This window comes from Xanthomonas hortorum pv. pelargonii (genome assembly GCF_024499015.1).
GTDB classification, from domain to species: Bacteria; Pseudomonadota; Gammaproteobacteria; order Xanthomonadales; family Xanthomonadaceae; genus Xanthomonas; species Xanthomonas hortorum_B.
Map to the genome: position 1 here is coordinate 995,131 of NZ_CP098604.1, position 21,623 is coordinate 1,016,753.

Sequence of the window (21,623 nt, forward strand, 5' to 3'; positions counted from 1 at the left end):
AATCCTCACATGTCTCCACGCACGACGCGGCGCCAGCTGCTGGGTGGCGCAGCCGCGCTAGGCCTGCTCGCGCGCATTCCCACCGGCTGGGCGCTGCCGTCAGGGGCGGTGCGCACGCCTGCTTTCATCGACGCACTGATCGCGCGCATGAGCGTTGAAGAAAAAGCCGGGCAGCTCAGCCTGTTCAGCTCGGCGCAGCAGGATGGCAAGGCGATCGTCGCCAACCCGCTTGCACGCTCTGCCGATGGGGACGATCAGCTGGCTGCGGCCCGGGCCGGGCGGCTGACCGGGGTCTTCAATGGCTCCAACGTCCGCTGGCACCAGCAACTGCAGAAGGCAGCGCTGCAAAGCCGGCTGCGCATTCCGTTGCTGTTCGCCGCCGATGTGATCCATGGCTACACCACCGTCTTCCCTGTGCCGTTGGCCGAAGCGGCCAGCTTCGAGCCAGACCTGGCACGGCGCACGGCGCGCGCAGCGGCCATGGAGGCCAGTGCGGTGGGTCTGGACTGGACCTTCGCGCCGATGGTGGACATCGCCCGCGATGCACGCTGGGGCCGCGGTGTCGAGGGCGCTGGCGAAGACGTGCTGCTGGCGCGGCTGTTCGCACAGGCGCGGGTGCGCGGCTTCCAGGGCGATGCAGGATTGGCGAATCCCGATGCGATGGCAGCCTGCCCCAAGCATTTCGCCGCCTACGGCGCGGCCGAAGGAGGGCTGGATTACAACCGTGTGGATGTCTCCGAGCGGACGCTGCGCGAGGTCTATTTCCCGCCGTTTCAGTCCGCCTTCGCTGCCGGTGCGGTCACGACCATGGCGGCATTCAACGAACTGTCGGGCATTCCGGCAACGGCCAACGCGTGGTTGCTGGATGGCGTGCTGCGGCAGCAGTGGGACTATCCGGGCTTGGTCGTGTCCGACTTCAGCGCCGACCAGGAACTGGTCGCGCACGGCGTTGCAGCCGACGACCGCGAGGCGGCCAGGCTGGCCTTCATGGCCGGGGTGGACATCAGCATGGAAAGCGGCCTGTATCTGCGCTATCTGCCTGCCCTGGTTGCCGCAGGCGAGGTGCCGATGGCACGTCTGGATGCCTCGGTGCGCCGCGTGCTGACGTTCAAGGCGGCGTTGGGGCTGTTCGACGATCCGTTCCGGCGTATCCGGCCCAGGCTCGCGCAGTCGCGTCAGCGCCGCGCCGAAACCCTGGCCTTGGCGCGCGAAGCCGCATGCAAATCGGTGGTGTTGCTGAAGAACGAGGGCGAGCTGTTGCCATTGCGACGCAGCGGCCAGCGCATTGCGTTGATCGGGCCAATGGCGCGCGACTGGCTCAATCACGCCGGGCCGTGGAGCCTGTTCGATGAAGAGGACAACCGCAACACGCTGGCCGCTGCGCTGTCGGGCGCGCTGGACGACCCCACTGCACTGCGCGTGGAGGACGGTTGCGGCTTCGATCAAGCGCTGCCGGGCGGCGTGCAGGCGGCAGTGGCAGCCGCTGGCAATGCCGATGTGGCGCTGCTGGCAATCGGTGAACCCTTGAGCTATTCGGGCGAGGCGCAGTCGCGCACCGAGATCAGCATTCCCGAGGTACAGCAGCAATTGCTGGCGGCAGTGATCGCCACCGGCACGCCGGTCGTGGTGCTGCTGAGCACCGGCCGTGCACTCGCGCTGGAGGGGCCGGTGCACGCATGCGCGTCAATCCTGGTCAGCTGGTTCCTGGGTTCGGAGGCGAGCGCTGCAGTGGCCGACATCCTGTTTGGCACGCGTGCGCCATCGGGCCGCTTGCCGGTGAGTTTTCCGCACGCGGCAGGCCAGGTGCCCTACTTCTACGCACACACCTCCAGCGGCCGCCCCAATCCGCAGCCGGATGTGCTGGAGCCGTATAAAACGCACTACCGAACGGTGCCCAACACCGCACTGTTCCCCTTCGGGCACGGCTTGACCTATGGCCGCATCGAATACGGCGAGCTGCGCTTGAGCGATACGCGGATGACGGCGACCGGCAGCCTGCGCATCAGCGCGCGCATCCACAACCGCGGCACGCGCGATGCCGAAGAAGTGGCGCAGCTCTACATCCGCGACCGCAGTGCCAGCGTCACCCGCCCGGTGCGCGAGCTGAAGGATTTTCGCAAGGTTGCGGTACCGGCAGGCGGCAGCGTGGCGGTGGAATTCGTGCTGCGCCGTGAGGATCTGTTGTTTATCGGCCAGGCCTTGAAACCAACCGTGGAGCCCGGCGTGTTCGATGTGTGGGTGGCGCCATCGGCCGAAGCTGCAGGCGTTTCTGCGAGATTTGAACTGCTAGGGTGAGTGTTCTGCGTCGCTCAGTTTGGCGGCCTGGATCTCTCTCCCTCACGACACCACGTTTCTCGACTTCCAGCGTTTGCCTGACACCGGGCAAACTGCCGCGTAGATGCGGGAGACATTCAACGCGCACCTGGCGCGCACGGAACATAGACTGCGCACCGTGACACGTATCGATGCGACGATCAACTTCGTATCGGCTCGACGAAGCGCACCGCTCGCGCGATCCCAGATGTATCGGATAATGAGGCTCGGACAATTGGCGTCGGCCAAGGCATGCTCCCCCGGCGTAGGACAAGCGGCCTGAAGTCCCATGCCTGATGATGCGAAAGCAACATTGCGCTGCGGAGCGACACAGCTGATTGAAACTGCACGATGCCTGGGTGGTCGGTTACCCCTGGCCAGAGGTGATCTGCCTGCCGGCGACGTCCTGGCCCGGGGCATCGTCATCCGACAATTCCTTCAGCATGGCCACCATTGCGGCATGCGCACCGGCGCCCAGATCACGCGCCTGCGTCACGACTGATCGCGCGGCAAGTGTCTGCTCGTCGATGTCGCGCAACGCCCCGACATCGTCTGCCAGCCGGGCGCAAAGACTATCTTTCAACGACACGAGCTCTGCGATGCGATCACGGGTCGCAGCCATCTGCTGCAAGGCGTTCTTCATCGCATCTTCAAGTGTCTTGATGGCCTCTGCCTTGCCCTCCGCATCAATCGCTTTTGCAGCGTCCGTCCCCCCAGCGTGCCTGTCCAATACCTGCAGCGCTTCGCCTCGGACCTCTACAAGGCGTTGTTCGGCATCTTCAAAAGCCCTGCGCTCCAGATCAGAGGCCTGACCCAGGCCATCGAGACGCGGCAGCAAGTCGTCCAGCCTGTCGTCCATATCCCGGAGCTCTCGGTCCTGCACCTCATATATTTCTGCGGTCCGACGCAAGAGATCGTCGACTGCAGACACCAGCGTGTGATCGCACTCAGCAGCGCGCTGTAGAAATTCGAACGCATGTTGAACCGCCGTAATGTCCCTGTTCTCGGCGCGACTGGCGTCCATGTGGGTGCGGAAGTCGTCGTAGGCCTTGTTCAGCGCATCGGTTGCCTGATGCACAGCATCGCGACAGGCCTGCAGCGAAGCGAGCCTACGACGCAGGCCTGATCCGGTAATAGCCGCCTCGGTCACGCCGTCGTCTGCCGGTGCAAGCCTGGCCAGCAATTGATTGATGCGTTCGCCTACATTGGCCTGTGCGCCACTCACTGCATCTGCTAAAGCGTCGTGTGCCAGATACTGTGCCACGGTGCGCTGGGTCTGCTCCTCGAACCGTGTCAGGTCGCGCGTCAAGGAGCGCAGGTGTGGGCCGACCGGCACGACGCCCATCTGGAGATGGCGTTCGAATTCTAGGTCGCGCGCTTCCTTCAGCCTGGGCCGTTCGCCGCGCGGCGAGGCCGGAACGGATGACGGAATGTTCGCCCCCTGACGTTGCCCGAGCGCCTGAACACCCACCACCTGCAAGGGGTCCAGTGACTGTCGCAGTGCACGTACTCCTGCCTCGAGCACTTCGGCGCCCTCGATACGATCGTACAGCCCATAACGGAACTGGATCTCTGCCTCGAACAGCTGGTGCGACGCCACTGCCGTAGCTGCCACATTCAGCAGCGGCAGGCCGACGCGACTGGTCACCGGGTTTTCGTCGGTATTGTGCACAGCGATAGCCGCCAGACGGTAGAGATCCGGCGACCGCTGCGCGGCAACGAGCGCATCACGCCAGGCCATTGCACCTGCGGGCTCCTGCAATCCCAGTGCGGTTGCAGCCTGCGCGTGCTGCTTGACCTCCAGCGCGTCGTTGATCGCGACAATCGCCTGGGGCCGCATTTCGAACACGAAGCGAACCTGATTCACGTTGGGAATATCCTTGAACCTCTGCAATACCTCGCCCAGCCCGGGAATCTTGAGACGCATCTCCGCAACGTCGCGCATCTTCTCGCCCAACGCGTAATGACCAATGGCATGGCTGACCACCGCGTCGAGCGATTCGCGCCCGAACATGTTGATCTCCACACGTGCGCCAGGAATGATGCGCGCACGTTGCTGGATGGCGGCAGCGTCCTCTTGCCGCAACTGGTGCAGCAGGTAGACCATGGCCGCGCGCTCGGAGGGCGAGCCGCCCTTCCATAGCGAGGACGCCTCGGCAAGGGTGGCTTGTTCGGCACGCGCACGTTGTTGCACCAGCGCCGGACCCTCCAGCAAGGCGCCAGCTTCGATCGCGCGCGCCTGCGCCCCCTGAATACGTTCGATTGCTGTCAGCAATACCTCCCGTCGCTCGCCTGGTGTCGCCGGATATCGCATTCCATCAAGTTCGGCCATGCTCTCCGGGATGATCTCTTCGAGCTGTTTGCGCATCGCGTTCCATGCCTGCGGGCCAATCGGCTGGGCGGCTTGCGTGTCAAGCGTGCGCTTGTAGCTGGCGGTCCCCAGCAAAGGCCCGGTGCGCGTATCGTCCAATGCCGCATCGGTCGGCAGTTGCACGTCGCTGGAGGCCACTCGAACACCGGCCAACTGCAGATTGCCGGCACCGGTAACCGCATTGACCAGCCGTGCGAAATTTCGGCCAAGCACCGACGTCAATGCGCCCGAGAGATTGATGCCGCTGCTGACCTCGGCAGTGAGGCCGACGCGGCCCTGGAACTCGAGTCCGATGATCTCTTGCCACGCATGGTCCAGATGCAGCTCCATCTGGCTCCATTGCACACCGGCCTGCGCCGTCATGCTGAACGGCAAGGAGGCCGAGACCGCGCTACGCGGGTTGTCGGTGCCGGCTGCGTCTGGCGCGGCGTTGGGTGCGACGGGCTGTCTTGGACCGTAAGGATGCCGCACCGCGAGCGGCTGTCAGGTCAGGTTGACGTTGAGCGATGCATTGGCATTGGTTTCGAACAGATCCAGCCCGATCGCCCCCTCGTTCACGCCTGCACGCAATAGCTTGGTGGTGTCGTCATCATGACGATCAAACAACAGCCTGGCGAACTCAGGAATCGTCGATGGCGAGAGGATGACGGCTGCGCCCACGCCATGTTGGTAGGTACCGCCTGCGCTGAGATTTGCCGCACCGCCCCACGTCGCCGACAAGGTCCGTGCAGGATCCGCATCGTAGACATGTGCGCCGGTTCCTGGGCCAGGCCGCAGATCGATGCGTATGCCTGCCGTCCCTGACGCGGTTGCTTTGGCATGCCGAACGAAGAAGGCAACCAGTCCCGCATCGCCGTCCTTCGAGTCGCCGATGCGTTCGACACCCAGCGCGTGGATGGCTTCGCCGCCCATGCCGACGCTGACCGGATTGATATCCATCCATTGCGTAGAACCGAGAGAGCCGCGCAGCTCGGCAGAGCGCGCTCTGCTTGTGAAGAACGTGCTGCGATTGAACAGGTCCTGCAACACATCGATCATGCGCGCAGCCATTTCGTCCGGGGCCGCGCCTGGCGACAGGCCGATGCTCTTGAGCAATTGCAGCTGACGCGCGCTCCCCGGGGTGGCGACTTCCTCGCGGAAAGTGGTCACCACATCGTCGAAGGCCTCCAGTTCCTGCCATGACGACAGACCCAGCTTCGCCAGGGCTCGCAGCCCGGATTGCCGATGCCTTGCGTCGGCAGCCTCCAAGGCCGCCGCATCATCGACATCCAGCAACGCGTTGTACTCCATCAGACCTGCGAGCAGGCATGCACTGCGCAGGGCATGCGGATCACTCGACGCATCGGTGGCGCGACCATTTCGGATCGGCAATCTGACCCCGGCAGCCTTGAGCCGATGACTGACCTCGCGCAATTCGGCCAGTTGTGCATGCTCCATAGCGGTCAACGCCTGCGGATGCAGCGACGCACCGCCGGCCAGCGCAGCGATGCAACGATCCAAGTGCGGCAACATGTCATCGCTGTTCTGTACCGTCGTGCGCATCACGGCCGAACGCGCCCGCCGCCAAAGCTCGGCGGCGCGATAACTTGCGGTCGAACTCGCGCGCTGGGTGCACCCGCCATCCGCCATGGAGAAATCGGCAGCCAGAACGCCCTCACGGAACCCGATCTTGCGCAGATCGCGCAGCAAGCCAGCCAAGGTTGTTTTACGCAGCGTCGTCAGTCGTTCGTGCTGGCTCTGCGACAGCGCGGTAGGCTGGTGCGGACCTGCGGCACCGGCAATACGCGCCTCTGCCAGTACCGGCAAGGTGTCGAACATCTCAAGCGCCGAGGACAGGACCCGCTCTGCCTCGGTACGGAAACGGGCGAGCCGCCGTTGCTGCGTGGTGGGCGCGTATCCAACGCCAGTCCACCCGGCCACGGCACGCGCAGTGCCGCCGGCAACGTCCGTGAGCACCTTTACGAGCGCAGCGGCCTGCGCGCGGCCGCCCTGTACGAGCACCCGTGCATTCGAGCGCAGGCTCAGTGGATCGGTGGAGGTGGTCCCCAGCAACGTGGTGCTGACCGCCGCATCGTGGTCCGGTGTCCTGAGACGGCTTGCCTGCTGCCGATTGACCCGTGCATTGGAGCCAGACTGGGTGCCGGAAACGGCCACGTCGTCAGGCGACGCATGCGCAGCCACGCGTGCAGGCAAGCGGGCCCCGTCGGGACCGGTCATCGCTGGCAGCACCGTGTGCCACTGCGCGCCGAGCCGTAACTGCAGCTGTCCGGTACGCGTGGTTCGCAGCGCACTCGGGAGTGGCGAGGTCTGCGGCAACGTAACCGGAAAAGCCTCCCACCGGTCATGGTCGTGCGAAAGACGGTGCACGTGTGCAGATCCATCGCCGGGTTGGCTCAAGGCGTACAAGGCATCATCCAATCCCACCGCGATCGCGACAACGCCTTCCAGCGCGGGCATGTCCCCGCTGCTTCGATCCGCATCGACCTTGATCAATCGCCCCGAGGCGGCCATCACCACAGCGCTGCGGTCTGCATGCACCGCCGCCTGCGCGATGTCTTCATCGAAGCGGGCGATCGGCAGGCAACGCACCTCCACCACGTCCGGCACCACGGCGAGCGGCCCACCCGAGGGTGTGCTGGGCGCCGCATGAGCAGCCAGCCAGGTGGTGCGCCCGGGAAGCTTGAGCTCGACCAATCGGAACGGTGCGGCCAGCAGTGCAAACACCGGACGACGATCGACAAAACCGCGCGGACCGCTATGCAGGGAGACAACGCCGGTCAACGGCGCGCCGCCGGGAAGCGTCAGCCGCTCCCATGGCTGGTTCGGAGCAGGCGAGTAATGCAGGACGCCGTCCAGATGTCCCAGTTGCGCGTGCCCATCGAGCACCACCCGCGACTGCATCGCCTCATCCGCAGGCATCTGCAGCCCCTCGCTGCGCATGAGCAACAACGGACGATCCAGCATGAACGCCGGCTGGAACTGCGCTTGCCCTGCTGGCCGCTGCAGCGAGATGCGGCGGCCGTCGCTGTGTTCGAGCAGAAGATGCACGCTGTGATCGGTCGACAACCCCATGGAGGTCACCGCCCAGCCCTCCTCGCTGCCCATCGAGCGAGGCAACGTCAATCGTCGCGCGACAATTGGCCCGCTCCCGCGCATGTCGGCTTCATACACACGTCCCTTGTCATCAAGCACCAAGGCAGCAGCATGCGCCAGTGGCAACACATCCACAGGCATCGCAGGTGTCGACTCGAAGGCCGGGCCGCCAGCTACCGGACGCGTCAGCTCCACGACCCGGCCGAGCTGATCGTCATCGCAGCGGCGCAGTACGCCAGCATGAAGCATGCATGGCCTGCCGTCCGCATCGAACCGCAGCACGGCGCCTTCGGGCGTCGGGCCCACCGCGATGGACATCTGCTCGTTGCCGGCACGCCAGCACAGCTCGCCTGCACGGACGTACACACCGCCATCGGCCTGCCGGCCAAGCATGCAGAGATGGGCAATCCCATCACATGCCGGTGGCAGCGGTACGGCTGCCCAGTGCCCGGACGCCTCCACACGATGCAGCTGGTTGGCACGCAGGGCGAAACATTGCCCGTCGGCAGCCTGCCAGATACCGGTCAGCTGGCCGATCGGCGGATCGGCGAGCTGACTAGCGACCTGGTCGGCCGTCGGCATAGTACCGATGCGGCGCTCGACCGCCGGATGCACGGTAAGAGCTGCGATCAGCAAGCCGGGGATGGTGGTGAAGAACGCCTCGTTGCGTGGCATGCGCGAGTCGTCACGATCCGGCATGTAGCGCAACAGACGTCCACCGCCACCCAGATTGGATTCGCTGTGAACGACGGGCCGACGTGCCAGACACGCCTCCATCAAGCTCATGACATCGCCGTCTGCGGCAGCCGCGCCCTCGAGATGCATGCGAGCCCGCCGTCCACCATGCGATGAAACGTTCTGCACGTGGAGCGCAGCATTGGCGGTCTTACTGGATGCCCTGCGCCCCGCCCGCGCAGGCAAGGCGCCCAGGATGTCGGCCGCAGTCTCGGGTGCAGGCCTACTCTGCGGTGAAGCCGTCGCTGGTTCTGCAGGCTCCAGCGTTGGCGTTTGTCGCGACTGACTCGAACGTGTGATCGAATCCGGTGAGGTCATTTGAATAGCCCAAAGATCTGGATACTAGGCATCGGCATCTACTGACGACGATCTCGCATTCTCTGCAACGCCCACGCGCGCCTATGCGGCAGGCGTGCGAATCCACGACGCCAGAAAATGCATGCGTCCGATCGCTAGCTGGAAATGCATTCGAACCGCTGCGATACCGAAGGTGCACAAGGCATCCGACCACTGAGGCGAAGCAGTGCTTACGTCCCCAGCTGCGCAAGCCGAGCGCACAGTCACGCAGCGCGGTCCATCTAGACCATCGCGCGCGGTGTTTGCACGCGCACTGCTGGCCGAAACATAAGCATCGTGATCAATACAGACCGACGCCGGCACCGTTGCATTTTCCACAATCAAGCACATACCCGTCTCCCTCCCAGAAGAGTTGGCACATCGCGCGGGCACATAGTGTCCTAAGCACCCTAGACACCCAGCTTGGGTTAGTCCCGATTACTTTAGTTCGATTATGTCGGTGCGGAAATGCACATGCGAAACTCTGCGCGAGCTGGCGAACCTTCTTGACACTTAGACAGCGCGTTGTCGTCCAACTGCGACATCTATCATTAAACAGATCAGCGCCCCGAGAAAGGGAGCAGTCCGGCTGCCGCGATGCCGTGCAACCACATCAGGTGTACCCGCCACCACAACATTGCCGCCCGCACCACCCGCGCCCGGCCCCATGTCCAGCACCCAGTCGCTGCTGGCGGCCACGCGCATATCGTGTTCGACCACGATCACCGTATTGCCCGCCACCACCAGGCCTTGCAGCTGGCGCATCAAGGTGTCCACGTCGGCCGGATGCAAGCCGGTGGTCGGCTCGTCCAGCACATAGACGGTGTCGCGCCGCTGCGCGCGTTGCAGTTCGGTGGCCAGCTTGATGCGCTGCGCCTCGCCACCGGAGAGTTCGGTGGCCGGCTGGCCGAGACGCAGATAGCCCAGTCCTACTTCGCGCAACACCTGCAACGGACGCAGCACGCTGGCGTCTTCGGCAAAGAATGTGGCGGCTTGGTCCACCGTCATTTCCAACACCTGCGCGATGCTGTGACCACGCAGTTCGATCTCCAGGGTCTTGGCGTTGTAGCGCGTGCCATGACAGGTGGGGCACGGTGCGTAGACGCTGGGCATGAACAGCAATTCCACGTGCACCGAGCCTTCGCCTTCGCAGGTGGCGCAGCGGCCCTTGGCGACATTGAACGAAAACTGCCCCGGGTCGTAACGGCGGCGACGCGCGGCTGGCGTGGCGGCGAATAGCTTGCGTACCGGATCGAATAAGCCGGTGTAAGTGGCCAGATTCGAACGCGGTGTGCGGCCGATCGGTTTTTGGTCTACGCGCACCAGACGACGCACCTGTTCGAGTCCACCGACGATTGCGCCACCCAGCGGCACCTGCGTGCCACGCTCCAGCGGATCCAGCGCCTCGTCTTCCTCTGCCTGCGTTTGCCCAAGATGGGCGGCCAGCAATTCCACCAGCGCCTGGCTCACCAACGACGACTTGCCCGAGCCGGACACGCCGGTGACGGTGGTGAACACGCCCAGCGGCAAGTCCACATCCAGTGCGCGCACATTGTTGCGGGTGATGCCGCGCAACTGCAGCCACCCGGTGGCTGCGCGCGCATGGCTGTGCACCTGCGGCGGCGTGCCGAACAGATAGCGCCGCGTGGACGAGGCGTCCACCTGTTCCAGTCCCGCAGGCGGGCCGCTGTAGAGCACCTGCCCGCCATGCACGCCGGCAGCCGGGCCCACGTCCACGATCCAGTCGGCATGGCGGATCACATCCACCTCGTGTTCGACCACGAAAACCGAATTACCCGCAGCCTTGAGCTGATCCAGCGCACCCAGCAATGCCTGCGCATCGGCCGGATGCAGGCCTGCCGAGGGCTCGTCCATCACATACACCACGCCGAACAATTGCGAGCGGATCTGCGTGGCCAGCCGCAGCCGTTGCAGCTCGCCTGGCGACAGCGTGGGCGTGCTGCGCTCCAGGCTGAGATAGCCCAGGCCCAGTGCCTGCACCACGGCGATCCGCGCGCGTAGATCGGCAGCGATGCGTTGCGCGGCGATCGCTTGCTCGGGATGTGTGTCGGCCTGCGTGCGCGCGTTATTCCGCTTGCGCTTGCCAGCATCGCCCTCGGCAGCCGGGCGCAACAACTCGGCCACTTCATCCAGTGGCCTGCGCGACAGCTCGCCGATATCCAGCCCAGCAAAGGTCACCGACAACGCCTCGCGCCGTAGCCGCTTGCCATCGCACTGCGGGCACTGCGTGCTGATCAGATACTGCGCCACGCGCTTTTTCATCTGCGCGCTTTGGGTGGTGGCGAAGGTGTGCAGCACATAGCGCCGCGCACTGGTGAAGGTGCCCATGTAACTGGGTTCTTCCTTGCGGCGCAGCGCGCGCTTGACCTCGTCCAGGCTGTAGCCGGCATACACCGGCACCACCGGTTGCTCGTCGGTGTAGAGAATCCAGTCGCGGGTTTTCTTCGGCAGCGTGTGCCACGGCACGTCGACGTCGTGGCCCAGCGTGGTGAGGATATCGCGCTGGTTCTGTCCATGCCAGGCACCGGGCCAGGCGGCCACTGCGCGATCGCGGATGCTCAGTGTGCGATCCAGCACCATGGTCGCTTCGGTGGCGTCGTAGATGCGCCCCAGGCCATGACAGGTGGGGCATGCACCGGCGGGGGTATTGGGCGAAAATCCGTCCGCATAGATGATCTCCTGCCCCGGCGGATACGTGCCTGCACGCGAATACAGCATGCGCAAGGAATTGGAGATGGTGGTGACGCTGCCCACCGACGAGCGCGCACTCGGTGCGCCGCGCGCCTGCTGCAAGGCCACTGCCGGCGGCAGGCCTTCGATGGAATCCACTTCCGGCACGCCAACCTGGTCGATCAGGCGCCGCGCATACGGCGAAATGGAATCCAGATAGCGACGTTGCGCCTCGGCAAAAATGGTGCCGAACGCCAGCGACGACTTGCCCGAGCCGGACACTCCGGTGAACACCACCAGCGCATCGCGCGGGATGTCCACGTCCACGTTCTTGAGGTTGTGCTCGCGCGCACCGCGCACACGCACCAGGCCAGAGGACGACGAGATTGCGTTGGACATGACCACCAGACCGACGTTCGACAACGCACTAGCCTAGCGCGGCGCGCATGCAGCCGATGTCGTCGTCGCATCGTTTAGGTGCAGTCGATTGCTTTAGGTCAACAGTCAACAGCCTGGTCGGTCGAGGGCGCGGTGCCCTCGCCGCTCGCGGGACACGCCGCAAGTACGTCCTTGTAAGCTCGGTGGCGGCATCCATGCCGCCACACGGTCCCGCAATCGGCGAGGACACCGCACCAGAAAGTGAGCCGGCTACTTTGTTGAAAGCCTGCCTGTTGATCTCGTTGTGTTGCGCAGCTGATCGGACGCGCAGTTATCTAGACAGCGCATGTCATGCCTTGCTTGCAACCATGCATACCGACCATCTCCACTGGTCCTTGCCCGCCCACCGTCGCGGGACCTTACGCGGCATGGATGCCGCGTAAGAGCCTACACGGACGTACTTGCGGCGTGTCCCGCGATGGTGGGCGGGCAAGGGCCCTGCAGCAAACTCGCAGATCAGCCGCGAACCAACGTGCCGATGACACTACAAGGACTTACTTGCGGCGTGTCCCGCGATGGTGGGCGGGCAAGGGCCCTGCAACAAACCCGCAGATCAGCCGCGAACCAACGTGCCGATGACGCTACAAGGACGTACTTGCGGCGTGTCCCGCGACGGTGGGCGGGCAAGGGCCCTGCAACAAACCCGCAAATCAGCCGCTCCACAACGCGATCACCCCAACGCATGCGCCGGCACCGGCTGCTCGCCGGTATCGGCCAATGCCTGCATGCGCGCCACCACGCCACTGAACAACCGCGCAGTGGCGGCATCGCGCGTGCGAAAGATGGCTTCCAGCTCGCCGTAGTACCACAGCGTGCCCTCGCGCCCGGCGGTGAACACGTTGAAGATGTCCTGGCCCACGGCGGGGTTTTCCAGGTCCTGCACGATGGTGCGCGCGTTATAGAGCTTGTCGCAGCCCGATACCAATAGCGCGCGCTCCGGCGTCTTGCGCAAGTGGTCCAGGTAGGCCAACTTGCGCTCGCGCCAATCGCGTTTGCGTGCGCGCTCGGTGTTGTCCACTTCGGCCTTGTCTTCGGCAGTGGCGTCGGTACACGCCATCACGATGTCGGCCACGGTATCGCCGAACTGCGCGCGGATCGAGGCCTCATGGCCGCCGCCGCAGTCTTCCACCACATCGTGCAACAGCCCGGCAATGGCCTGCTCCTCATCGCCGCCGCATTCCAGCACCAGCGTGGACACGCCCAGCAAATGGCTCAGATACGGAATTTGCGTGCCCTTGCGCAGCTGCCCGGCATGGGCGATGCGCGCGTAATCCACAGCCAGGGCGTAACGTTCGGTGAGAGCGGTCATGGGGCGTCCGATGCGAGCGATGGCGCATTATCGCCGAGCTCGCCCAGACGCAGGGTGAGGACGCCGCGATGATGCGTGCAGGCTCAATGACACGCTGTTGCGGTCGATAAGGCTAGAGTTTCCCCACGCCGCACGATTGCTCAGCCATGCCGACCCTTCCCGTTTGCAACGCCTGCCGCGATGGCCAGGACTTCCCCACCGCCATCACCATGGCGTTCCAGCCCATCGTCGATGTGTCCACCCGCACGGTCTATGCCGGCGAAGCGCTGGTGCGTGGCATCAACGGCGAATCGGCCGGCAGCATCCTGGCCGCAGTGGATGAGCGCAACCGCTACGCCTTCGATCAGGCCTGCCGCATCAAGGCGATCGAATGCGCCGCGCAGACCGCGCTGCCGGCCTTGTTGTCGATCAACTTCATGCCCAATGCGGTCTACAACCCCGAGCACTGCCTGCGCGCCACGCTCTCGGCCACCGAGCAATACGGCTGGCCGCTGGACGCCATCATCTTCGAGGTCAGCGAACAGGAACACCTGGCCGAGCCGGCGCATCTGCTCGACATCATGCGCACCTATCAAGCGCGCGGCCTGAAGACCGCCATCGACGACTTCGGCGCCGGCTATTCCGGCCTCGGCCTGCTCGCAGACTTCCAACCGGATCTGCTCAAGCTGGACATCGCGTTGGTGCGCGGCATCGACGCCGACCGCAGCCGCCAGACCATCGTCCGCCACACCACCCGCATGTGCGAAGAACTCGGCATCGCGGTGATTGCCGAAGGCATCGAACACCCCGACGAATACCGCGCCCTGCGCGATATGGGCATCCACCTGCAACAAGGCTATCTGTTCGCCCGCCCGCAGATTGGTGTGTTGCCGCAGGTGCATTGGCCGGAGTGATTCGCATGTGTGCGAGTGAAGCAAGCGAACCAGCACGCACCCCATCAGCGGGTGCCACTAGCAATCAGCAACGCACAACGTCCCAACAGGAAAGAAATTAAACGCACGGAATCCGCCGTTGCGATTCCCGATTCCCGATTCCCCAATCCCGATTCCCGGCGGCGCCCCAGCCCTCATCAACGCCCCCGATCAATACCCCGCGCCGCCATCACACATACCGCGGAATCGGCCCCAGCTGCGGCGTCTGATCCGGCAACGCCACTTCCACCTCGTCCACATAGCACCAGCCCCACCCTTCGGGCGGGTCGTAGCCTTCGATGATGGGGTGGTGTGTGGCGCGGTAATGCGCAGTGGCGTGTTTGTGCGGCGAATCATCGCAGCAGCCCACATGGCCGCAACTGCGGCACAGGCGCAGATGCACCCAGGGGCTGTCGATTGCCAGGCAGTCTTCGCAGCCACGCGCGCTCGGCGTGACGCCGGCAATCTGCCCGGTATGCGTGCATGGATCACTCATGATGTGGCGGACTCCTGGGTGGCAGTGGCAAGTTCGGACTCGGGCACCGGGTTGGCCTGGTGCGCAAGGTACTGGTGAATCTGCGCCACCACTGCAGCGCCCTCGCCCACTGCGGCCGCCACACGCTTGACCGAGCCGGCGCGCACATCGCCGATGGCGAACACGCCCGGGCGATTGGTTTCCAGCGGCAGGCACGCCGGCACACCATCGCCGCGCGTGGTGCCGGTGATGACGAATCCGCGTGCATCGGTCTCCACGCACTGCTGCAACCAACCGGTGTTGGGGTCGGCACCGACGAACAGAAACAGATGCCGCAGTTCCACATGCGTGGTCTGCCCGTCCGCGCGCGTGCGCAACACCGCCGCCTGCAGACCGCGCTCCGGGTCGCCTTCCAGTGCGGACACTTCGGTGCCGGTATGCAGCTGCACATTCGGCAGCGCCGCGATGCGTTCGATCAGGTATTGCGACATCGACGATTCCAGGCCTTCGCCTCGAATGATCAGGTGCAATTGCTTCACCCGCGGTGCCAGAAACGCCACCGCCTGGCCGGCCGAATTGCCACCGCCCACCAGCGCCACCACCCCGCCCTCGCACAGCCGCGCTTCCACCGGCGAGGCCCAGTACGACACCCCGTGGCCTTCGAAACGGTCCAGCCCTTCGATCTCCGGGCGCCGGTAACGCGCACCCGAGGCGATCACCACGGTGCTGGCCAGCAGCTGTTTGCCATCGGCAAGATCCAGCTTCAGCGCACCGTCTTCGCGCCCGCATTCCAGCGTGCCGGCCTCGATCGGGATCGCCAGTTCGGCGCCGAATTTCAGCGCCTGGTTATAGGCGCGCCCGGCCAGGGCCTGGCCGGAAATCCCGGTTGGAAAACCCAGATAATTTTCGATGCGTGCCGAGGCACCGGCCTGCCCGCCGATGGCACGCTGGTCCAGCACCATCACCGACAGGCCTTCGGAGGCGGCATACACCGCGGTGGCCAGACCGGCCGGCCCGGCGCCGACAATCGCCACGTCGTAGCGCTTGTCCGGGTCGATCTCCGGGGTCATGCCCAGGCAATGCGCGGCTTCGGTATCGCTGGGCTGGCGCAACACGCGGCCGCTGGGGCACACCATCACCGGCAAATCGTGTTCCTGGATGCCCAACCGCTCGACCAACGCGCGGCCTTCCTCATCGGAGACATCCATCACCGTGTTCGGGTAGCCATTGCGGGTCAAAAAGCCCTGCAAACGGGTCAGATGCGGGTCGTCCGGCTCGCCGATCAACACCGACCCCGAGGCATCGCCTTCGATCAAACCCACGCGGCGCAGGATCAACGCGCGCATCACCACCTCGCCCACTTCCGCCGAGCTGATCAATAAGGCGCGCAAATGTGCGGTGTCGAAGGGCAATGCCAGGCAACCTTCCGGCCCGGCGCGTCCGCCGGCCAGCGACGCGCGCCCGGCCAGTTGGCTGACCTCACCGGTGAACTGGCCGGGCGTATGCAAGGTGATGGGCTTTTCGTTGCCCAACCCGTCGCGGCGCACCACCTCGATGGCGCCTTGCAGCACCACCCACACCGGCGCATGCGCATCGCCGACCTCGAACACGGTCTCGCCCGCATCGAAACGCTGTGCCGGCCCGCTGGCAAAACGCCGCGTGATCGCCAATTGGCCCGAGTCCAGCTCGGGAAACATCTGATGGTGGCGGGTATCGGCCAGGGACATGGGATGGCGACGCTGAGGGGGACTGCACGCAAGCATGGCCAGCCGTGAGGGCGATGGCAATCACCCGAATGCGCAAGACCGGCGATGACACGCAGCACACGGGCACGCGAACAAAAGCTGCTGCTGTGCAAGGACATGTGCAGCGTTTGCGGAGGAACCGGGCCAGCGGCGTGCTACCGAACTCAACGCAGCAATCAACCGCAACCGTGCGCACTATCTCTGCGCCTGCTCCCAATGTGGGCCGTGCTGCCCGGCAGCCATGCGCTCGGCCGGGCGCACACGAAACACCACACTGATGCGCTCGCCTACCGCACGGGCCGTCTTGGGAATGCCGTGTTCGTGGGTGACTTGCGAGGCATGGCTCATTGCCAGCAGGCTCCCGGGCGCCAGGTCCACACCCATCGCACGCGTGCTGCCGTCTTTTACCCGCAACTGCATCCGGCGCGGCGCGCCCAACGAGATCAAGGCAATCGGGTGCGGCGCCAGCAGCGTTTGTAGTTTGTCGTGATGCATTGCCACGCTGTCGCGGCCATCGCGATACAGATTCAAGCCCACTGCGTTGTACGGCGCGGGCAGCACGGCCTGCACTGCCGCGAGCAGCGCGTGCAATGGCAACCCGGGCGGCAGCGGTGCATCCAGCCGATACGAGGCGAGCATGCGCGGCACCGCGACGATGCGGTCGTACATCTCGCGGTGTTGGCTGCGCCAGTCGGTTGCCTCACGCAATGCAGCGAAGCATTCCTGTGCCAGCGAAGGCGTCAGCAGCTGCGGCCAATAGCGCACACCGCCCTCGGCATCGTGCAGCACCTGCAAGGGCATGGAAGAAGCGTCGAACAGATCCATCTGCGTGATATGCGGACGGTCTGCGCGATTTCAGCAGCACGGCCTTGAGTTTTTCTTTGGCAAACGCTTTGCGTACAAACCAGCGAGCTCAACGATGCAGGCGCACGATGCCACGCGATCAAGCCCGACAGCTGTGCTACGGTCCGGCGCTGCATCCGCCTGGAACCTTCCGCATGCAGCATCGGTCGATCGCCTTGTCTCCTCTGCGCTGGCTGGCGCTGTTTGCCGCCCTCGCCACGTCTGCCGGCGTCGCTGCGCCACGCGTTGCAGACGCCGGCTTCCAGCCGGTGGATCCCTTCATCGGCACCGGTGGCGAAGGCCACACCTATCCTGGCGCCACGGTGCCGTTCGGCATGGTGCAGCTGAGCCCGGACACGCAGATCAAACCGCGCAAGGAAGCCTACGGCTGGGCCGCCGGTTACCGGCATAGCGACAGCACGATTGTCGGTTTCTCGCATAAGCATTTTTCCGGCTCCGGGCATTCGGACCTGGGCGATATCTTGCTGATGCCGCAAACCGGCGAGGTCAAACTCGAACGCGGCGATGTCGCCACACCCGGCAGCGGCTACACCGCGCAGTTCGACCATGCCAGCGAGCAGGCCCAGCCCGGGTATTACGCGGTGACATTGAAAGACCGCAACATCCGCGCCGAACTCACCGCCAGTGCGCGCGTGGGTGTGCATCGCTACACCTTCCCCAAGGACACACCGGCACACGTGCTGGTGGACCTGCGCACCAGCCTGTACGACTACCCGGGCAAGGTGCAGTGGTCGCGGCTACGCGTGCGCGGCGATGGCACCGTCACCGGCTTTCGCCAAACCCGCGGCTGGGCGCCAGGCCGGCAGTTGTATTTCGCCATGCGTTTTTCGCGCCCACTCACCGCTACCCAACTGCACGACACCGAGCAGGACATCCCGTACAAGGGCTTTCCGCCGCCGGGCGAGAAGAACCCCGCACAGCGCGCACAGATCGAGGGCCGCCAACTGGTGGGCGTGTTCGATGTCGCCAACGACGGCACCCCGCTGGTGGTCAAGGTCGCGCTCTCGCCGGTCAGCGAAGCTGGCGCCATCGCCAATCTGCAGGCCGAAGTACCCGACTTCGATTTCGACCGTGTGCGCGCCGATGCGCGCGCGCAATGGACGCAGGCGCTGTCGGCGATCGATGCGCAAGGCACGCCGCAACAACGCACCCAGCTCTATACCGCGCTGTATCACACGCTGCTCGGGCCCACGTTGTTCATGGACAGCGATGGCCAGTACCGCGGGCCGGACAATGCCGTGCATCAGGCCAAGGGCTGGACCAACTACTCCACTTTCTCGCTGTGGGACACCTACCGCGCCCTGCATCCGCTGCTCACCCTGGTGCAGCCGCCGCAACGCACTAGCGATGTGGTCAATTCACTGCTCGCATCGCGCCGCGAAAGCGCTTACGGCATCCTCCCCGTCTGGGCGTTCCACGGCCTGGAAACCTGGTGCATGATCGGCTACCACGCGGTGCCGGTGATTGCCGACGCCTACATGAAAGGCATCGGCGGCTTCGATGCCAACGAAGCGTTGGAGGCCATGGTCGCCAGCGCCAACTACGGCCCCTACGACGGCATCGCGCAATACCGCGAGCTGGGCTATGTGCCCATCGACGAAGAAGGCGAAGCCGCCTCCAAGACGCTGGAATACGCCTTCGACGACTGGACCATCGCGCGCATGGCCGACAAGCTCGGCAAGCCCGCCATCGCCGCAGAATTCAGCAAGCGCGCCAGCAACTGGAAACACGCCTTCGATCCCGCTACCGGCTACATGCGCGCGCGGACCCGCGCCGGCAACTTCCGCGAACCGTTCGATCCATCCGCCAGCGGCTATGGCAGCGACTACACCGAAGGCAATGCCTGGCAGTACTCGTGGTACGTGCCGCAGGACGTCGCCGGGCTTGCGGCCGCGCATGGCGGCGACGACAAACTGCTGGCACGTCTGGATGCGGTGTTCGATGCCAAAGTCGACCCAAAGGTGTTCGAGCACATGGAAGACATCACCGGCCTGATCGGCTGGTACGCGCACGGCAACGAGCCCAGCCACCATGTCGCCTATCTGTACGCCTACGCCAGCCAGCCCTGGCGCACCCAGGCGCGGCTGAGCCAGATCATGGACACCCAGTACCACGCCGGCCCCGAAGGCCTGGCCGGCAACGACGACCTCGGCCAGATGTCGGCGTGGTACGTGTTCACCACGTTGGGTTTTTATCCCGTCGCACCGGGCAGCAACCAATACATCATCGGCCGCCCGTTCCTGCCGCGCGTCACGCTCAACCTGCCCAACGGCAAGCGCTTCAGCGTGATCGCCGAGGGATTGAGCACTGCGCGCGCCTATATCGGCAGCGTCACCCTCAACGGCCAACCGCTGACCCGCGCCTACCTAACCCACGAGCAGATTCAAGCCGGCGGCGAATTGCGCTTCCGCATGCAGGCCACGCCGAACACGCAATGGGCCACCGACCCGGCGCAGCGGCCGTATTCGATGTCCATCCAGACGCACTGAGTCAGTAGTGGATGCCCATGCGTAGCCCGCAGGCGTCCCGCTCCACCACCGCCGGCAGGCTGCCGGCGGTACCTGCGGCAATGCGCTGCGCGCTCCAGCAGGCCACCAGGGCATCCAGCACATCGTCCGGCTTGGCCAGCGCACGCGGCACGCGCTCCAGCAATGCGGCGACTTGCCTTGCGCCGTAGCACTGGCCCAGCAAGGCGGCTCGCTGTTGGTGGCCCGCACTGCTCTTCTTTCCCGCCGTCAGGCCCTGCCCGCCAGCGAGCACGGCGAACGACACTTCCGGGTGCACCTCGAATACGCGCTCCGCCCATACCGGATCGGCGCGCAAGGCGCTGTCCCAGTCGCGAATCTTCGACAGCAGCGCAAACGACTGCACGCCAAAGCCACGCTGCCCGTCGTGATCCAGCACCCGATGCAACGCAGAGGCTTCCACCTGCGTGCTTGCATGCAATATCCCGCGCAGCGGCGCGGCAAAGATGCTGCATGCGCGTCTGCCGCCCACAAAGCGCCGCGCCTGCACATCCGCAGCGCGGGGCGCGTGCTCGCTCAAGCCGATTGGAATATCCACGCCGAGCACATCGATGTGGCGCAGTGCGCTCGCCAAGGCGCCAACTGTCGGATAGCAGGCAAATTGCAGCCCATCGTCTGTCTCCCACACCGCCAACCAACCGCTGCCGGCGCCATCGATCCCCACACACTGCATTGCTGTTCTCCGGTCGTAACGTGCGTGCACAGCGCTGCAGCCTCGCTCGCACGCGATCTGCGTGACGCGTTCACATCATGCACAACATTCTTTCACCCGCACGCATCGCGGTGCTTTCCAGACTGCTCTGCATCGGGCCGCAGCACGCTGCGGCCTGCCATCCCCCAATGCAGGAGCCAGTGCATGTCCAGCACCAAGAACCAGTACGAAATGCAGAACCCGCTCACCCAATTTCCGCAGCCCAAGTTTCCCGAGCAAACCCAGGAAGCGCCAGGCACCATCCATGCATTGCAACCCAAGGCCGACCACGGCGAGCAGAGCTACCGGGGCTTCGGCCGCCTGAAGGGCCGCAAGGCGCTGATCACCGGCGCCGATTCGGGCATCGGCCGCGCCACCGCGATTGCCTACGCACGCGAAGGCGCCGACATCGTGCTGAACTACCTGCCGGAAGAAGAACAGGACGCGGCGGAGGTGGTGCAGTTGATCCAGGCCGAAGGCCGCACCGCCATCAGCATCCCGGGCGACCTCAAGGACGAAGCCTTCTGCAATGAACTGGTCGCACGCGCGGTCAATGAACTTGGTGGGCTGGATCTGCTGGTCAACATCGCCGGCAAGCAGACCGCGGTGAAAGACATCGCCGACATCACCACCGAGCAGTTCGACGCCACCTACAAGACCAACGTCTACGCGATGTTCTGGCTATGCAAGGCGGCCATTCCGCATCTGCCACCGGGTGCATCCATCATCAATACCGGCTCGATCCAGTCGTATCAGCCCTCGCCCACCCTGCTCGACTACGCCTCCACCAAGGCCGCCATCGTCAACTTCACCAAGGGCCTGGCCCAGCAGGTCGCCGAAAAGGGTATCCGCGTCAACGCGGTCGCACCCGGACCGGTGTGGACCCCGCTGCAACCCAGCGGTGGCCAACCGCCGGAGAAGATTCCCGATTTTGGCTCGGAAACCCCGCTCAAGCGTGCCGGCCAGCCGGTGGAGATGGCGCCGCTGTATGTGATCCTGGCTTCGCAGGAATCCAGCTACGTCACTGGCGAAGTGTTCGGTGCCACCGGTGGTCTGCTGCTGTCCTGAGCCAACAGGCTGTCCTGAGTCAACAGAAGGAGCTTCCGCCGTAGCGCCACCAAAACCT

General features: G+C 65.0%; 10 protein-coding genes and 1 pseudogene. 4 read left to right on the top strand and 7 right to left on the bottom strand.

Features of this window, described 5'->3' with window-relative positions; genetic code table 11:
• Window positions 1-9: 9 nt before the first annotated feature.
• A complete protein-coding gene (locus NDY25_RS04340) occupies window positions 10-2,295 on the top strand; it encodes a glycoside hydrolase family 3 N-terminal domain-containing protein (RefSeq protein ID WP_256627793.1) in 2,286 nt (761 codons plus the stop codon).
• Window positions 2,296-2,680: 385 nt separating this feature from the next.
• Here the strand turns inward: NDY25_RS04340 and NDY25_RS22910 are convergent.
• The 3 genes and pseudogenes from NDY25_RS22910 to NDY25_RS04360 all read right to left on the bottom strand — a co-directional run bounded on the left by NDY25_RS22910 (window position 2,681) and on the right by NDY25_RS04360 (window position 13,286).
• Window positions 2,681-8,830 (bottom strand): annotated as a pseudogene (locus tag NDY25_RS22910) (transducer protein car).
• Window positions 8,831-9,361: 531 nt separating this feature from the next.
• Window positions 9,362-11,938 (bottom strand): excinuclease ABC subunit UvrA, encoded by a 2,577-nt coding sequence (locus tag NDY25_RS04355; RefSeq protein WP_168957992.1) that lies wholly within the window; start codon window positions 11,936-11,938, stop codon window positions 9,362-9,364.
• A 709-nt stretch (window positions 11,939-12,647) separates the two neighbouring features.
• A complete protein-coding gene (locus NDY25_RS04360) occupies window positions 12,648-13,286 on the bottom strand; it encodes an HD domain-containing protein (protein WP_168957993.1) in 639 nt (212 codons plus the stop codon).
• A 146-nt stretch (window positions 13,287-13,432) separates the two neighbouring features.
• Between NDY25_RS04360 and NDY25_RS04365 the strand changes: the two genes are divergently transcribed.
• The gene (locus NDY25_RS04365) at window positions 13,433-14,179 is read left to right on the top strand and encodes an EAL domain-containing protein (RefSeq protein ID WP_168957994.1); all 747 of its coding nucleotides are present in this window, start codon (window positions 13,433-13,435) and stop codon (window positions 14,177-14,179) included.
• A 208-nt stretch (window positions 14,180-14,387) separates the two neighbouring features.
• Here NDY25_RS04365 and NDY25_RS04370 read toward each other — a convergent pair whose 3' ends face one another.
• From NDY25_RS04370 to NDY25_RS04380, 3 genes are all read right to left on the bottom strand, one after another.
• Window positions 14,388-14,693 (bottom strand): UBP-type zinc finger domain-containing protein, encoded by a 306-nt coding sequence (locus tag NDY25_RS04370; protein ID WP_168957995.1) that lies wholly within the window; start codon window positions 14,691-14,693, stop codon window positions 14,388-14,390.
• On the bottom strand, window positions 14,690-16,399 hold the full coding sequence (locus NDY25_RS04375) for an FAD-dependent oxidoreductase (protein ID WP_168957996.1): 1,710 nt from the start codon (window positions 16,397-16,399) through the stop codon (window positions 14,690-14,692). The genes NDY25_RS04370 and NDY25_RS04375 overlap by 4 nt, the downstream gene beginning before the upstream one ends.
• 213 nt (window positions 16,400-16,612) lie before the next feature.
• Window positions 16,613-17,242: an alpha-ketoglutarate-dependent dioxygenase AlkB gene (locus NDY25_RS04380; RefSeq protein WP_168957997.1), complete on the bottom strand. Its 630-nt coding sequence runs from the start codon at window positions 17,240-17,242 to the stop codon at window positions 16,613-16,615.
• A 173-nt stretch (window positions 17,243-17,415) separates the two neighbouring features.
• Here NDY25_RS04380 and NDY25_RS04385 point away from each other — a divergent pair, with 173 nt between their 5' ends.
• Window positions 17,416-19,770, top strand: coding sequence for a GH92 family glycosyl hydrolase (locus NDY25_RS04385; protein ID WP_256627796.1), 2,355 nt, complete (start codon window positions 17,416-17,418; stop codon window positions 19,768-19,770).
• 1 nt (window position 19,771) lies between these two features.
• On the opposite strand, the gene NDY25_RS04390 is transcribed toward NDY25_RS04385, so the two are convergent.
• Window positions 19,772-20,479 (bottom strand): DUF429 domain-containing protein, encoded by a 708-nt coding sequence (locus NDY25_RS04390; RefSeq protein WP_168957999.1) that lies wholly within the window; start codon window positions 20,477-20,479, stop codon window positions 19,772-19,774.
• Window positions 20,480-20,662: 183 nt separating this feature from the next.
• On the opposite strand from NDY25_RS04390, the gene NDY25_RS04395 reads away from it, so the two are divergent.
• Window positions 20,663-21,565, top strand: coding sequence for an SDR family oxidoreductase (locus tag NDY25_RS04395; RefSeq protein WP_168958000.1), 903 nt, complete (start codon window positions 20,663-20,665; stop codon window positions 21,563-21,565).
• The last annotated feature ends 58 nt before the right edge of the window (window positions 21,566-21,623 follow it).